The sequence below is a fragment of the Coleofasciculus sp. B1-GNL1-01 genome, from assembly GCF_040220235.1.
In the GTDB taxonomy this organism is placed as follows: Bacteria; Cyanobacteriota; Cyanobacteriia; order Cyanobacteriales; family Coleofasciculaceae; genus Coleofasciculus.
The window spans coordinates 1-16201 of record NZ_JAVJTO010000170.1; the positions used below are offsets into that span (position 1 = coordinate 1).

General features: G+C 46.0%; 12 protein-coding genes. 3 read left to right on the top strand and 9 right to left on the bottom strand.

Features of this window, described 5'->3' with window-relative positions; translation table 11 throughout:
- Window positions 1-403 precede the first annotated feature (403 nt).
- From fdhD to RID53_RS36005, 4 genes are all read right to left on the bottom strand, one after another.
- Window positions 404-1237 carry a formate dehydrogenase accessory sulfurtransferase FdhD gene (gene fdhD, locus RID53_RS35990; protein WP_446392654.1) on the bottom strand — a complete coding sequence of 278 codons (834 nt, stop codon included), beginning with the start codon at window positions 1235-1237 and terminating at the stop codon, window positions 404-406.
- A gap of 36 nt (window positions 1238-1273) precedes the next feature.
- Complete coding sequence (locus RID53_RS35995; protein ID WP_446392655.1) at window positions 1274-3517, bottom strand: FdhF/YdeP family oxidoreductase; 2244 nt, start codon at window positions 3515-3517, stop codon at window positions 1274-1276.
- Between the two features lie 237 nt (window positions 3518-3754).
- Window positions 3755-5131 (bottom strand): DNA phosphorothioation system restriction enzyme, encoded by a 1377-nt coding sequence (locus tag RID53_RS36000; protein ID WP_446392656.1) that lies wholly within the window; start codon window positions 5129-5131, stop codon window positions 3755-3757.
- Between the two features lie 189 nt (window positions 5132-5320).
- On the bottom strand, window positions 5321-6247 hold the full coding sequence (locus RID53_RS36005) for a cobalamin-binding protein (RefSeq protein WP_446392657.1): 927 nt from the start codon (window positions 6245-6247) through the stop codon (window positions 5321-5323).
- Between the two features lie 307 nt (window positions 6248-6554).
- On the opposite strand from RID53_RS36005, the gene RID53_RS36010 reads away from it, so the two are divergent.
- Complete coding sequence (locus RID53_RS36010; RefSeq protein ID WP_446392658.1) at window positions 6555-8138, top strand: B12-binding domain-containing radical SAM protein; 1584 nt, start codon at window positions 6555-6557, stop codon at window positions 8136-8138.
- Window positions 8139-8294: 156 nt separating this feature from the next.
- On the opposite strand, the gene RID53_RS36015 is transcribed toward RID53_RS36010, so the two are convergent.
- Window positions 8295-8681 carry a hypothetical protein gene (locus tag RID53_RS36015; RefSeq protein WP_446392659.1) on the bottom strand — a complete coding sequence of 129 codons (387 nt, stop codon included), beginning with the start codon at window positions 8679-8681 and terminating at the stop codon, window positions 8295-8297.
- Between the two features lie 234 nt (window positions 8682-8915).
- On the opposite strand from RID53_RS36015, the gene RID53_RS36020 reads away from it, so the two are divergent.
- Entirely contained in the window at window positions 8916-9935 is a 1020-nt protein-coding gene (locus RID53_RS36020; protein ID WP_446392660.1) for an AI-2E family transporter, read from the top strand.
- A 238-nt stretch (window positions 9936-10173) separates the two neighbouring features.
- On the opposite strand, the gene RID53_RS36025 is transcribed toward RID53_RS36020, so the two are convergent.
- The 4 genes from RID53_RS36025 to lepB all read right to left on the bottom strand — a co-directional run bounded on the left by RID53_RS36025 (window position 10174) and on the right by lepB (window position 13447).
- Window positions 10174-10704, bottom strand: a complete 531-nt coding sequence (locus RID53_RS36025; protein ID WP_446392661.1) for a shikimate kinase — start codon at window positions 10702-10704, stop codon at window positions 10174-10176.
- An 86-nt stretch (window positions 10705-10790) separates the two neighbouring features.
- Window positions 10791-11204, bottom strand: a complete 414-nt coding sequence (locus RID53_RS36030; protein WP_446392662.1) for a response regulator — start codon at window positions 11202-11204, stop codon at window positions 10791-10793.
- A gap of 370 nt (window positions 11205-11574) precedes the next feature.
- The gene (locus RID53_RS36035; RefSeq protein WP_446392663.1) at window positions 11575-12300 is read right to left on the bottom strand and encodes a Crp/Fnr family transcriptional regulator; all 726 of its coding nucleotides are present in this window, start codon (window positions 12298-12300) and stop codon (window positions 11575-11577) included.
- A gap of 409 nt (window positions 12301-12709) precedes the next feature.
- Entirely contained in the window at window positions 12710-13447 is a 738-nt protein-coding gene (lepB, locus tag RID53_RS36040; RefSeq protein WP_446392664.1) for a signal peptidase I, read from the bottom strand.
- Window positions 13448-13510: 63 nt separating this feature from the next.
- On the opposite strand from lepB, the gene RID53_RS36045 reads away from it, so the two are divergent.
- Window positions 13511-16009 carry a PhoD-like phosphatase gene (locus RID53_RS36045; protein WP_446392665.1) on the top strand — a complete coding sequence of 833 codons (2499 nt, stop codon included), beginning with the start codon at window positions 13511-13513 and terminating at the stop codon, window positions 16007-16009.
- Window positions 16010-16201 lie beyond the last annotated feature (192 nt).

A 16201-nucleotide genomic window follows, 5' to 3' on the forward strand; every position in this document is an offset into this window, starting at 1 on the left:
ACGTCGGCGGATTCACTGATACCAAAAAGACTCAGAAGGTTTCTGTTTGTGACTACACCTGGAAACGAATTGGGCAATTTGCTCCTAGTAAAGTTGAGCTAATCAGGAGAAATAACGGCTTATGTGTGGCGTGAAAAAAAAAGAATTGGATGCCTCCATCCTTCCGGCATCCCGCTATTCCTCCTCACCCTACGAGAGTTGAGGGTGAGGACTCCCGCGAGTACGTTGAGTGAGGTACTCCAGATCCCCCTCCCGTCCCCCTTCAAAAGGGGGAAGCCAGAGGATGCTTCGCTTTTATTGCACGGGGATTTAGGGGGATCGACAATGTACCGCATAGCAGAGCAAACTGCTGTATTCTCAAGCCTCCCCAAAAATCGGTTGTATATTTTTGGAGCTAACCGATTTACTTCTCCTCAAAATGTATCCGTTCCTTTCCTGTATAAATATTAAATCGTTTTCCGCGCAAAAATCCGACTAAGGTGATGCCAAACTCTTTGGCTAAGGCAACCGCTAAACTACTGGGTGCAGATACCGCACAAACAATCGGGACACTGGCGGTTAGACATTTCTGTACTATCTCAAAGCTAGAACGTCCACTCACCAGAACAATTGGGTTGGTTAAAGGTAATTGATTACTCAAAAAAGCAGCACCAATTAATTTATCCAGGGCGTTGTGGCGTCCCACATCTTCTCGGACTGAAAGTAACTGTCCTTGGGTGTCGAATAAGGCGGCGGCGTGTAATCCTCCGGTACTTGAGAAAATCCGCTGGGCGGTGTGTAATTGTTCGGGTAAACTATAAATCACATCTGGACTAACGGTTAATCCGGCTGAGATAATTGGACATCCCCGTAAATGTAGGGCTTCTAGACTGGCTTTCCCACAAACACCACAGGCGCTGGTGGTAAAAAAGTGGCGTTCTAAGGGTTGTAAATTAACCGATAATCCGGGTCGAAGTTTTACATTAACAATGTTGTAACGCTGTTCCCCATCGACATCCGGATCAACACAATAACTAATCTGCTGAATATCATCGCGATCGCGAACCACTCCTTCAGAGTACAAAAACCCCGCCGCCAGTTCAAAATCTGCCCCTGGTGTTCGCATGGTAACGGCTACCGTTTGCTGGGGAGAAACAAGGCGAATTTCCAGGGGTTCTTCCGTCGCCACCTGATCCTGGCGCGATCGCACGTTACGATTGTCTACAACCCAAACCCTCGTTTTCGTTTTACTCCCCACTCTGTATCCTCTGTGCCTGTGTGGTTCCCCTCTCTCTTACCCGATTTCCAACCGCACCAGGGCATTATAATCAGGAATCGCCACTTCAGGCGATCGCTTATTCTTATCTAAGAGTATATTCCCTTCGGGCCAATGCACTTGCAGGTTCCCGGGTTTCACCGGGGCAGTACACACTCGTCCCTTCAATTCCCCAACTTCATTTTTAAGAATCACAGCATCCCCATCCTTTAACCCCAACGCCGAAGCATCCACCGCACTCATTAACACCGCCTCACGCACTGCACCCGTAATCGCATCTTTCTTTTCCTGCACCATACTATTAAACTGCTTCCCACGTCGGGTGGCGACTAAGAAACATCCCTCTGGTAAATCTCGTTGTGGCGGCGATAACGGAGTAAACCGCGCCTTCCCATCGGGTGTGGGAAAAGTCCAACCAAAACAAAGATGAGAACCGCCATATTGAAACTGATCCCCCGCTTCTTTGAGATGTTGAATCCCCGCATATTGGGGAATGATTTGGGCAATTTCTTGGCGAATCGCGGCTGTTCCGTCGAAGTTTAACGGCGAATTCCCCTCATTTTCTGCGGCTAAATCGGGACGAACTCTCTGTGCCAATTCCATGAATACTTCCCATTCTGGACGCGCTTCGCCAATGCGATTTCCCTGAACTTCGGGACTGAAAATGACTCGTCGTTCTGTCGTGGTTTCGGTTACGCCTCCTGGCACTTCATACCGAGTGGTAGCGGGGAGTAGAATTACCGTATCCGCCGGATCAACTAACATTTGGCTAGAACAAATAATATCCTGATGTACCCGCAGGGGAACGCGCTTTAATGCCGTTTCCACATAATCGGGTTCGGGTAGCACTTCTAGGAAATTTCCCCCCACGGAAAACAGGATATCTAAGTCTTCCGCATAAGCCGCTTGAATCATTTCTGATGCGGTTAATCCTGGGGAGGTTGGCAGATCAAATCCCCATTTTTCACTCAACTGTGCCGCATTTTCTGAGGTAATCGGCTTTCCTCCAGGGAGTACCGTGGCGTAGCATCCCATCTCCGCACCCCCTTGTACTCCAGAATGTCCGCGAATCGGCATCAAGCCACAGCCTTCTCTGCCGACAAAGCCTTTGGTTAGTGCTAGATTAATTAGCGATCGCACGTTATCTTCGCCACATTCATGCTGGGTAATCCCCATACTCCAGACAAAGACAGCCTTGTTCGCCTCGGCTATCATCTGGGCAAATTCATACATCTGATCACGAGATGCGCCAGATAGCCGTTCGAGTTCCTCCCAGGATTGGCAGTCTAGGGTGGCTTTTAAGTCCTCAAAGTTGCGCGTATAGGTGGTGATAAACGAGTGATCAACCCAATCATTGGCGATTAAATGTTTCAGTGTACCATTAATAAACGCCATATCCCCGCCCATATTCACCAGGAAAAAGTTTTCGGCGAATTTAGTGCCAAATAAAGCACTTTCGGGAATCGACGGCACCCAATAGCGTTCCATTCCGGGTTCCTGGTAGGTGTTAATCACGACTATTTTGGTTCCCGCTTTTTTTGCCCAGTGGAGATACTTCACCGTGACGGGTTGGTTATTTGCCACATTTGACCCAATGAATACTAATAAATCCGTTCCTATCCAATCTTTATAGGAACAGGTTGTCGCCGCTACCCCTAAGGCGTTTTTCAATCCCGCCGTACTCGGAGAATGACAAATTCGCGCCGCATTATCAATATTATTGGTTCCCATTGCCCGCACCGCTTTTTGGGCAGCATAATAGGTTTCATTAACGGTGCCGCGACTGGTGAGATAAAAGCCGAGTTTATCGGGTGTCGTGGCGCGAATGCGATTGGCGATAACATCCAGGGCTTCTTCCCAACTCACCCGACGAAATCCTTTCTCTCCCCGTTGACGCATCATCGGGTAAGGAAGTCGCCCCATCTGTCGCAGTTCAGCACTTTTTTTGCCCTGCAACTGGGATACATCTGCCAGGAGTTCGGGGTCAAAAGCTGGCATTGTATTCATCCGCAGCAGTCGCAACCGGACATTACAAACATGAATCCCCTCTAATGTCCAGTCTTTCATCCCCGTGGTGCCTAACGCACAACCGTCGCAGACGCCTTGGTTGAGGATATCCCAGGCGTAGGGAAGTTGATCCCGATTTTCCCAGATGGCGCGAAATACTTCCCAGTAATTATTCGGGTATTGTTCGCCGATACCGAAGGGTTTCCAGGTTGCCCAGTGTTCAGGCGTCCAGCGCTTTTTAGGTTGAGGTAACATGATTTGGAGTGGTGCTAATGCTTGCGATTCTTTAACGCTACCATTTTCCTATTCTAATCCGATAGTTTGGTTCGGTCTATCGCCTTTCCACTCGATCATCAAACCTAATGCTAAGTAGGTCGGTGTCAATAAAGCTATCTATATTAATTTCTGTAAATAAACCTCAAACTCTTACAAATGACAAATGACAAATGACAATCTTCACCGTTCACGTTAATTATATCCACCTACTTAGGGTCAAATGTCCAGCAATCCATACCGTTTCTGAAGTTGCAGCAATTTTAGTCGGGCTTCTCCTGCATTATCGGCTAAATCAGCAAACTCTAAAAACCGTTTCAACTCTTTTTTGAGCAAATTCCGTTCTACCTCTAACGTTTCCCGTCCTAAATCTGGAGGGAGAACAATCATATCAAATAAAGTTGCCCGTTCCTTATCAGGATGCGGGCGCAAAATCCGCCCCCGCCGTTGAATAAACTGGCGGGGATTTCCACTACTAGCAAGAATAACAGCGGTTTGAATCGCTGGAATATCTACCCCTTCATCAAGACAGCGAATCGCCACCAATCCTTGTAATTTCCCGGTTTCAAATTGACGACGTAATTCTTCTCGTTCGGCTAAAGGCGTGTCTGCTGTATAGGTGTTAATCCGATATCCAAGTTCACTTCCCAATAACCGGGTTACGGCTGCTAATTGACGAGTGGTTTCCTGACTTACACTGCCTTCAACTGAACCATCTCCACAATAAAACAACGTGTGATAGGTCTCTAATCGTTCTGCCATTAACTGTTGCAATGCGGTTAACTTGTTAGCCGCTGACCCAATTAAACGAGCGCGTTGCATTAATAAGGCAGTTACAGTATCATTATTCTGGATATCAAGACCTTCATTATTCATTAGCGCCCAGCCAATGCGTTTAGTGAATTTGGCATAAGCAATTGATTCAGTTTCGGTTAATTCCACTAATATTGGATAGTAGAGATAGTGAACTAATGCCCCTTGGTGAATCGCATCCGCTAACGTCAGTTCAGGTTGCAAAACTGAGCCAAAATAGTTGAATAAGCCGTGGGTTCCTTCTTCATCAAAATAGCGTTCTGGTGTGGCGGATAGGGCAAGACGTAAGCCAATGTTGCGCGGTAAACTTTCTTCTAAGCGTCGAGACCCTAGGTTATGGGCTTCATCACCAACAATTAAGGTTTTGGGGGGAAGGTATTTGAGTTGAGATTGTAACCCCTCTGTGATCAAGGTGGCGTTGGTGGTGATAATTGTCAGAAAAGATTGATTGCCCGATTGTAAGTTATAAAGGGCAGTAGAGAGTTGATTTTGCCAATGGCGTACATTTTCAAATGCCAGAATCGGTTCTAAATTAAACGTCTGACATTCTCGCGCCCATTGGGTAACTAGATGACGATAGGGACAAACAACCAGTAAGACTTGTAAGCCGATTTGGTGATAGAGTTGGGTTGCGATCGCGAGGGCGGTAATGGTTTTGCCACTCCCTGTCGCCATCTTCAGCGTACCGCGTCCCTGATTGCTAAACCAGTTGGTTATCGCTTGTTGCTGGTAGGAACGCAGGTGCAGTGATGGGGGTAGCCGGGGACAACCTGGTGATATCATCTCTTGAAGGCAGATGGCAGAGGGGAAGTTGGGGAAACTGGGGGAGCCATGTAGAGGCGTGCCATGGCACGTCTGGAAGATAAGGGCGGGTTTTGAACCAACGTTATCATCAATAGCTGGCGCGAAGTCCCTAAACCCGCCCCTACAAATCAGGTTCCCTTAAAGGAAGCGAAGGGTCAACACTCAACCCTAAAAAATTTCCCAAGCCTTTCCGCGATACCCAAAATTAAATAATTCTGGATGCAGGATTTCTGCCAAAATTTCTAACGAATCCACTAATCGGGGTCCGGGACGATTAAAATAAGCATTGCCATCGGTAATATAGACTCTCTTATTTCGTACCGCCTGTAACTCTGACCACTCTGAACGCTGAGTTAGCTGCTGGGTTTCCTGACGGGTGCGCTCTAAATCAAAACCACAGGGCATAATAATCATAACCTGGGGGTCAGTTTTCAGTAGTGCATCCCATTCTAAGTACGGCGAATGCTTCCCCAAAGCGGCAAATAAGTGATGACCTCCAGCCATATCCACTAATTCGGGAATCCAATTCCCACTTGCCATTAACGGATCAGTCCATTCAATCGCGGCGACTGTGGGTTGATTGGCGAGGGAGAGGTTCTGTGTCATTTGCTGAATGGTGTCCACACGAGATTGGAGTTGCTTCAGCAAGGGTTGCGAGTCTACGCCTAATGTAGCCGCTACTCGTTTAATATCTGCCCACACCTCGCTTAATTGATTCGGCTGTAAGGAAATTACTTTTGGCTGACTTTGGGTGAGCTCAGCAACCGCTTTCTCGACTTCTGGAAAATTGACCGCACAGACATCACATTGATCTTGAGTAACAATGTGGGTGGGTTGTAACTGTTCCAGGATATCGGTTTTAATTTGGTAGATGCTCAGGGCGTCCTTGACTAAGCGACGCACATCTCGGTCAATTTGGGCGCTGGGTTTTTCGGCATTCAGTCGCGCTTCGGTACAAATGGGGCGGTTTTGGATGTCGGGAGGATAGTCGCATTCGTGCGATCGCCCGACAATTGCATCGGTTAAGCCTAAAGCGGCGACAATCTCGGTAGCGCTGGGGAGTAGGGAGACTATTTTTAGGTCAGATGGTGGCATGATCAAGGGGATTATGTTTATTTAACGCAGAGGACGCAGAGGGAAACGCCGAGGTACGCAGAGGGATTGAGAGGTTTTGAGGGCATGTTTTGTGTAGGGGCGGGTTTGACTACTAATATTCCTCATAACAGACTTGACTAGGTTATTACCAACAGAAGCGGGTTGGATTGGTTAAAGGGAGTCTTTGGAAATTTATGACCCTTCACGATATTCGGGGATTTGCTTTTGATTGGCTACGTTAACCGGATCTTTGTGCTAAAACTTGTACTATTATCCGATGCCAAATTTTAGGTGATTTAGTTCTAATATGAAAGCATTGCTCGTCTATCCCCTCTTTCCCAAGACATTCTGGTCTTATGAAAAAATATTAGAATTAGTCGATCGCAAAGTTTTACTGCCTCCTTTAGGGTTGGTCACTGTTGCGGCTATTTTACCACAGACGTGGGAATTTAAACTGGTGGATCGCAATATCCGAGCCGTCACCGAAGCGGAATGGGAATGGGCGGATATTGTGATTCTTTCAGCGATGATTGTCCAAAAAGGGGATTTACTGGCACAAATCCGGGAAGCCAAACGGCGAGGGAAACGGGTGGCTTGTGGGGGTCCTTTCCCCACCTCTGTTCCCGATGAGGTGCAGCAGGCGGGGACTGATTATCTGATTTTAGACGAAGGCGAAATTACGTTACCCCTGTTTGTCGAGGCGATTCAACGGGGAGATGAGACGGGCATATTCCGTTCTAATGGGGAAAAACCGGATGTGACAACCACGCCAATTCCTCGGTTTGATTTATTGGAATTGGATGCTTATGATTCAATGTCGGTGCAATTCTCGCGCGGTTGTCCGTTTCAATGTGAATTTTGCGATATTATTGTCCTCTATGGACGCAAGCCCCGGACGAAAACACCCGCCCAGTTATTGGCAGAATTAGACTATCTCTATGAACTGGGATGGCGGCGGGGTGTGTTTATGGTCGATGATAATTTCATTGGCAATAAGCGGAATGTCAAATTATTGCTCAAAGAATTAAAAGTGTGGCAAGAAGCACACCAGTATCCTTTCCGATTTAATACTGAAGCCTCGGTTGACTTGGCGCAAGACCCCGAACTGATGCAATTAATGGTCGAGTGCTATTTTGATGCCGTGTTTCTGGGAATTGAAACCCCCGATGAGGATAGTTTACAGTTGACCAAAAAATTCCAAAATACCCGCAGTTCGTTGGCTGAATCAGTGGATATTATTACGGAGGCAGGATTGCGTGTGATTGCTGGTTTTATTGTCGGTTTTGATGGGGAAAAATCGGGTGCGGGTTCGCGGATTGTCCGGTTTGCTGAACAGACAGGAATTCCGACTACAACCTTTGCCATGTTGCAAGCGTTGCCGAATACAGCATTGTGGCATCGGTTAGATAAGGAGGGACGACTCCGGGGCAAAGATGGTAATATTAACCAGACCACGTTAATGAATTTTATCCCCACTCGTCCTTTAGAAGAAATTGCCCGGGAATATGTCGAGGCGTTTTGGCAATTATATGAGCCGGAGCAATATTTAGATCGGGTGTATCGGTATTTTCTGAAACTCGGAGAACCCAAGTGTAAAACGCCGTTTAAATTGCCAAGTTGGGTAGATTTAAAGGCAGTGGCAATTGTGTGTTGGCGACAGGGGCTGAAAAGGAAAACACGCTGGAAGTTTTGGCATCATTTATTTAGTATGATTCGGCGAAATCCAGCGGTTTGGGAGCATTATTTAATTGTTTGCGCTCACAACGAGCATTTTATGGAATATCGTCACATTGTCCGGGAGCAAATTGAGGGACAGTTGGCGGAGTTTTTGGCACGAGAGGAGAAGTTAAAAGCCTCTACAGAGAATCGGAAAACTCAGGTGGCTGTATAACGTGATTCAAGTTTCTCTCCTACTGGTTTGGCACAGCTAAGTCAGTAAACAGTGATCAGTGAACAGTTATCAATAAGCAGTGCTAAGTCTGTGATACCTGATAACTGACAACTGATAACTGACAACTGACAACTGACAAGGAAACGTCTTGCGAAACTAAGATAAATCTAAGTTGGTTTTATTAGCAATCTGATCCTGTACTCCCATCTTAATGTCTTGAGCTATCTTCGTGAATTTATCGAGGCTCTTGGGTTGAGACTGTACCGTATCCGCTATAGCTTGGATGCTTTTAGCAACCTCTGAGTCGGTTTTGGCGACTTCTTCTATATGTTTGGCAATGCGAGCCGCTTGATTGCCATTTAATGGCTGTTGCTCAGTTAATTCTATCTCAGTTGCCGTTGTGGGAAATCTATCTTGAAGTAGATGCCATAATTTGTGCCGTTGTTCAAGCAACTGTCCTTCGATTGGTTCACCTGTTTTTTCTACAGCGTTTGTCAGTACCAAGGTAGCAATTGCTGGTTCTGTTAGTGAAGTGGATGTCATAAAGCATTATTATTGATCAACGGTTATACCTTAGCAAAGCATACCGAGGCAAGTTTATCGTCTATGAAAAGTTAGAGTTTGAGCAATACTGGCATTTCTCCTTCTGCGTAGAAGAAGCCCATAGCGCTTCTTTGCCTGCGATTAAGTAGGTTGGTGGAAATTAGCGGATGTCGGGGCTTACTGATAAACGTGCAAGATGTAAGGTTAACCTAATCCTTGAGTGGAGGCAAGTTTGTGCGTATAGGTTCATTACTGGGATTATTCTTATTTATCCTCTCCGTTTACATTTTGTGGAAAATTAAAACGGTTATTTTGCTCGGCTTTGCTGCCGTAGTTTTTGCCACTACACTTAACCGTCTGGTGCGATTTCTGCTGCGCTTTCGGCTCAAACGAGCTTTCGCTATCATTATATCTGTGGGGTTTTGTCTAGGATTACTGGTTGGTTTTTTTGTCCTGGTTGTTCCCCCCTTTGTTAATCAAGTTCAGCAATTGATTGATTTAGTTCCGATTGGATTACAACAAATTCCTGAATGGGCAAACTGGGTGAGAAATTTGGTTCCCGATGGACTTTTAGATGATATTGGCGGTTTGAAGGTTTTTACTCAAAATTTGCGCTCATGGGCAACCAAACTCTTTGGCAACTTTTTTGATATATTCTACAGCTCAATTGGTGTAGTTTTGAACATGTTGTTAGTTGTGGTTGTAACTATTATGTTACTTGCCAATCCTGAACCCTACCGCCAAGGTTTTATCCTCCTATTTCCTGCCTTTTATCGCCGCCGAATTCAGGAGATTCTGGATGAATGTGAAGATACTCTGGGCGGTTGGGCAGTCGGTATTCTCTTTAACATGACGGTAATTGCTATATTGAGTGGGCTTGGGTTATGGATTTTGCAGGTGCAACTGCCCCTAGCGAATGGTTTGTTAGCGGGTATATTTACATTTATCCCAAATTTGGGTCCGACTTTAAGTGTAATTCCTCCCGTGGCATTGGCTTTACTTGATTCGCCTTGGAAAGCTCTAGCGGTGGTGATTTTGTATATAGTAATTCAGCAAATTGAAAGTAATATTTTAACTCCGCTGGTTATGCAAAAACAGGTGTCTTTGCTGCCAGCGGTTACGTTGTTGTCTCAGATGGCTTTTGCTATATTTTTTGGTATCTTTGGTTTGTTTCTGGCGCTTCCTATTGTTGTCGTGGCTCAGGTTTGCTTAAAAGAAGTTTTGGTCAAGGATATCCTAAACAAATGGGAATAGTTTAAGCTGTAATGCATTTAAATTGGGTATTAGTAGCGAGCAAGATGCAAAGCCTGCGGCATGGCTTCGCTAAACGCACTACAAGGATTGCGCCATTATTGATATTAAGGTTTAAATGCCGAACAGCTTATTAAAAAAGCATTTTTCAGGGGGCGTTGAACGAAGTGAAACCCAACAGATTTGGATCAAGTTTTTGTTTGTTGGGTCTCGTTCCTCGACCCAACCTACTTCTTTAAGTTTATTTAAGAACTGAAGGAATTGCTGCCATTATCTGTGATGTAATGAATTCCGGTGTATCACTGACACTAATTGGAATGTGAAGATCGGCTTCTGCATACATAAGACGCCGTTTATCAAGTAAATTTTGCAGGGCTGCTGTTGGATCAGTTGTTTGTAATAAGGGGCGTGTCGTATCATCTTGCAGACGCTGTATTAATAGGTCTACAGGTGCATCTAACCAGACAATTAAACCTTGGTGTAGATAACTCCAATTCATCTGTTTGATTACAATGCCACCACCTGTGGCAACAGTCAAGTTAGTATAAGCGGATACTTCTGACAAGACTTGAGCTTCTAACTGGCGAAATTCTTCCTCTCCCCTGTCAGCAAAAATCTGATTAATGCTTTGTCCTGCTACTTGTTCAATCAGGACATCTGTGTCTACAAAACGATAGCCTAGTTCTTTTGCCAATCGTTGTCCTACGGTGGTTTTCCCGACACCCATCATGCCAATCAGGTAGACATTGATGCCTTTTAATAAATCGTTCATCACCAAAGCGTTTCTCTCTCATCTCCTGGTTAAGACGAGTTACATTCTACCTGATTGAACACTATAAAATTTCGAGGTGCCTTCGGTTATTGTGCCAATTGGGGATAAAATTTACCCTGCTCAAGGATAGCCGCGATCGCTAATAAATCATCAACCTTGAGCGGTTTAGTGATATGGCTGTCAAACCCTGCGGCTAGGGCGAGTTGGCGATCTGGCTCAGTCGCTGCTACCGTCACCGCGATCGCGGCAACATGATACCCTCGTTTTGTCTCTAGGCTTCTGATTTGACGGATCAACCAATAGCCATCTTCTCCCGGCAGAAGTAGCTCGCAGAGTAGAATATCCGGTTGAAAATCCTCAAATACCTCTAAAGCTTCCCTCGCGCCAGTAACAGTCAGAACATTGGCTTCTTCTTGCTCAAAAATGATGCTGAGTAATTCTCTGGAATCGGCATTTTGATCTACAACCAGAATCCGCCTATTTTTGAAATTATGGTTCATTGGTGTTGTCTAGCTTTTGTTGATTCAACCGCGATCGCCTACGCTGGCACAGATTGAGTTAGACCTTTTGCCATTCCATTCAAGGATTACACAATGAATAGTATTCGTCGGTACGGTAGCGTACAGAGGTAGGGCTGGGGGAGCAGGGGAAGCAGGGGGAGCTGGGGGAGCTGGGGGAGCTGGGGGAGCATGGGGAGCAGGGGGAGCTGGGGGAGCTGGGGAAGCTGAGACGTTCCGATGAAACATCTTTTGTAGGGGCGGGTTTTACCACTAACGTTTCGTTTTCACCCTGATATAACTAAACCCGCCCTGCCCTAACCTTTCAATTATCACACATGACAAATGACAAATGACAAATGACGAATGACAATCACCGATCGCCCTGTTTCGGATAAAGTAAGCGATCGCACTCGTGTTTGACGACGCTGTAACATTCACACGCTATAGTTTCCAACAGTTCCCGATTGAGAATGGTAATCATCCCTCGGTGATGGCGAATTGCACCTGCCTCCTGAAGCTTACCCGCTGCCACTGTCACCGTCGCACGACGGGTTCCCAGCATATTGCCCAGAAATTCTTGAGTGAGTCGCAACTCAGAGCCAGAAATACTATCCTGAGCCGAGAGTAACCAACGAGCCAGCCTTTGTTCTAGCCGATGCTGGCGATTGCAAGCCGCCGTTTGACTCACCTGATTCAAGAGGGTTTGGGTGTAGCACAGGAGCAATCGTTGCAATCTATCCCCTCGCTCAAACTCGCTTTTGAGAATCGAGGCATCCATTTTCATCGCTGTGCCTTCGAGTTGCACAACGGCTTGGTTGATTGCCATCCCATCTCCCAGAAATACAGGAATACCAACCATCCCCTCCTTTCCTACCATGCCGACTTCCGTTGTTGAACCATTTGCCAAGAGGGTGACTAACGAAACCATTGCCCGATTCGGGAAATAGATATGGAGAATTGGTTCTCCAGGTTGATAAAGAATTTGTCCTAATATCAGAGAGACTTCTTCGAGGTGGGGAACGAGGCGTTGGTAGTCCTGATTGGGTAACGCCGTCAGTAATTGATTAATGACAGAGTTGCTATTTGAAGACGGCATTTTGTCGATTATTTTTAAGTAATTTATCACAGGTATATCAATATTTATACCATGATACCTACATGATCAATTATTATTTAACATCCCTTAATTAATCTGAGTCCAGCTTTGAATAACCAGGAGGACAACTTGGATCTTGCGTTTCATCCACGGGCAAAATTGCTTGGGAAGGTGGGACGGTAGTTGGGCGATCGCTTTCACAAAACTTAGCAGATACGAACTCTTCATTTTTATCTTCATATTTACCCACCCATAAGTAGGTTGGTGGAAATAAACTCAACCTTATGAAGTTATGTTAACAAGCCTCAAACCCTCACAAATGGCGTAGCTTGCTTCTCAAGGGAGCGAGTATGACGAATGACGCTCTTTACAGTTTACCTTCCAATTTCCGCGATTCAGGAGCCTCTATTTATTCAGATAACTTTTCATGCAAAGATGATAAGTTTTCCATGAGTCTGAAAACTGATGCCTTTGTTTCTTCATCTAAAGAATTGGCATCATCTAATAGTTTTTGATGCTCGGTTGGATAGATGGTCGCTATAGCTTTACCAATTATTAAGTCCTGGTTGACAAATCCCCAATAATGACTGTCATAAGAGTTGTTGCGATTATCTCCGAGGACTAGATAATGATTGTCAGGAACCACAACAGGTCCATATTGATACTCTGGGGCTTCTTCGATATACTCTTCTAACAAGGGTTGACCATTAATATAAACTAAACCGTCTTTCACGGCTACGGTTTCTCCAGGTAAACCAATCAAGCGATGAAGAAAAGGATCGGTAAAATTTTGTTCCCTAAGGGTTGGAGTTGGCTGGAATAAAATAATATCGCGGCGTTGAGGAGGCTGAGATGTATAAGCTGTTTTATCCACTAAAATGTGAACATTAATTGGCAAAGTTGGCTCCATTGAACCACTTGCCATATAGCGGGTTTCGAGTACTTCAGGACATCTCGATAAAGATAAGGGAAGAGTCTCCAGTTCTCTTGTAGATAACAATCCTGTCAAGGTTGATACGAATAAGTTGATACATTCGCTTTTAGTGGGTAATGGCTCAGGAGAATCAGCCAAGGATGGTAAAGCATTCGTCCAGAATAAGCCCAATCCTAAAAAAGCCGCTGCGATACTATTTTTAATGTCTGACATAATGGATAATAATGAACGATTTGAACTGAACGGGCTAATCAACACATCTACGTTATCAGTGCAATGCCTTTACTTGACGCCTACAGCGACTTTGAGCAACAACTGACACACCTGCCGCTCATTTTGGCAGGTCCCATCTTGCGGCGTACTGATCCCGATGGCGTCACGGTTTGGCTGGCACTGAAAGCGCCGAGTGTGGTCACGCTTCGAGTGTATACCACGATCGCAGGTCAGGGGAAAAGCCTTGATCTGGAACGGCTGGCTGGATCACGCGCCACTGTGCCAGTGGGCAAATACCTGCATATTGTCGCGGTAACGGCTAAACCTGTTGATGGATACTTACTGGAACCGGGACAAATTTATGCCTACGATTTGGAGTTTAGCGATCGCAATCAAACCCTCAACGATGCCCTCAACGCCAGAGACGTTTTTCCCCTGATCACCATTAGCTATTTAGACCACAATCTGCCCACATTTGCTATGCCGCCGGATGACTTAAATCATCTGCGGATCGTGCATGGTTCCTGTCGCAAAGCCCACGGAAACGGACAAGATGCCCTACCCCTGCTAGATGGTTTAATCGAACAGTCAGCCGATCAACCTAATCATCGACCTCATCAACTCTTTTTAACGGGGGATCAAATTTACGCCGATGATGTCGCTGATCCCCTGTTAGCCGCCCTCAGCGATATCGGGAATACGTTACTCGGTTGGGAGGAAGAATTGCCCTATAAAGGTGATTTTGTCAAGGGGTATTCCTGGAAAAAAGTGAGTGAATGGAAACCGGGACAGCGCACAGAAATTGCCCGAAATTATGCAGGCTTAACCGCGATGCTGGAGAATCAACCCGAACGCGCTAAAAGCCATCTGTTTAGTCTGGGTGAATATTTGGCGATGTATCTGTTATCTTGGTCACCAATCCTGTGGGTGAATCATCTTACTAAAGGCAAGACAAGGGGGAAAAAGTCGAAATCATGGGATAAGGAAGTTGATGCCATTCAGGACTTTTCCAGGTATTTGTGGCAAGTCAGGCGATCGCTGGCGAATGTGCCAACCTATATGGTTTTTGATGACCACGATGTTAGCGATGATTGGTATTTGAATCGGGAGTGGTGTAACCGAGTTTTGGGCAAACCCCTAGGCAGACAGATCGTCCAAAATGGACTATTAGCTTATGCCCTATGTCAGGCGTGGGGAAATACACCAGAACAGTTTACCTCTGGGCAACCGGGAGAAAAATTCTTGCAAGCGTTGCAACAATGGTCAGAATCAGCCGGGACAGATGCATCCGCCTGGGAAACGATGGGGAAATGTTTGGGAGTGCCTGACATTGAAGCCGAAACAGGATTGCCGAAGTTGAAACAGGATGGAGCAGTTTTAATTCTGAATCGGAATAATTCAGATGGTACTCCAACTTTAACCTGGCACTATAGCGTTAGAAGTTTTAAGCACGAAGTTATCGTATTAGATACGCGGACGTGGCGCGGTTTTCCTATGGGAGAGGATCAAATGATCGCGCCGCCAATGCTATTATCCCCGACAGCTTTTGATCAGCAGATTGAAGATCCCCTAGAAGCAACCGATCAGCTAAAAGCGGCGGGTAAGTCGAGGATTGAAGCCACGTTAATTGTTTTACCAACCAACCTGATCCATGCGTCGTTAGTGGATATTGCCCAACAGTGGCATTGGCATCAGGGTAAGGTATTTGGTACTGATGTGGGGGATTCGTGGAACTTTCATGATGTCGCCTTTAGTAAGCTATTAACTGCGCTATTTCAGCGACGCGATCGCATCGTGTTGCTGTCGGGGGATATTCACTATGGCTACGTGGTTCGCCTCAACTATTGGTCAAATCCCCGTGGGAAACTCCAGAGACAAGAAGTCGGCTACGTCTGGGAAGCTGGAGAGAGGGACAATCATAACTCGGCATCGGTGCTAGTCCAGTTAACCTCCAGTTCTATCAAAAATGCTGAGTTCAAAACGTATTTAGTTCATACCAAAGTTAAATCACTAGCATTAGAACAATCGGAATATTGGGTGGGATGGCAACAACCGCCGCAATTGGTGGAAATAATCGCAACTCCTGGTAAGGTAAGAATCCAGGATATGCCAGTTCCCAGTCAAGGACCCTTTTGGCAGCAAATCCATACGCCGAGTGGTGACTGGGACATCGCGTGGCAAGTCGCCCTCAAGGATGAGCGATCGCAACCCGACTGGCGGTATCGAACAGCATGGAGTAAACGCCAAAAAGCTGAACCCGTTCCTTGGCTGAAACGATATCCCCAACCAGAATTACAGCCGAAGTCACCTCTATGGCGAAAGCTTTTAGTCGGTTCCCTATCGTGGTTATGGCGCAATCGCTGGCTACAAGAGGGTGACGAAATTGTTGGCTGTAATAACATTAGCGTTGTCAGTTTCCAATGGTCATCCGATGAGAATAAAGCGGTGATTCAAGAGGTCTATTGGCATCCACCCTGGAAGCCGAATAGTGTAGTTAAGAGTCGGTATTTTGCGCCACTCCAGTTAGAGTCGCCACCCCCGTTACCTACCATTAACAGTTAAGGCAGAAGGCACAAGGGAGAGGAAGGGGACGCTGGGGAAGCAGGGGGAGCAGGGGGAGCAGGGGGAGATAGGGGAGGTTAACTCAAAACTCTACTTTACCTATTGCCCATTGCCTATTGCCTATTGCCTATTGCCTAGCGCTATATTTCCGAGAACATCTTTACCTGCACTCCCCGCAAACGGTAATATTCA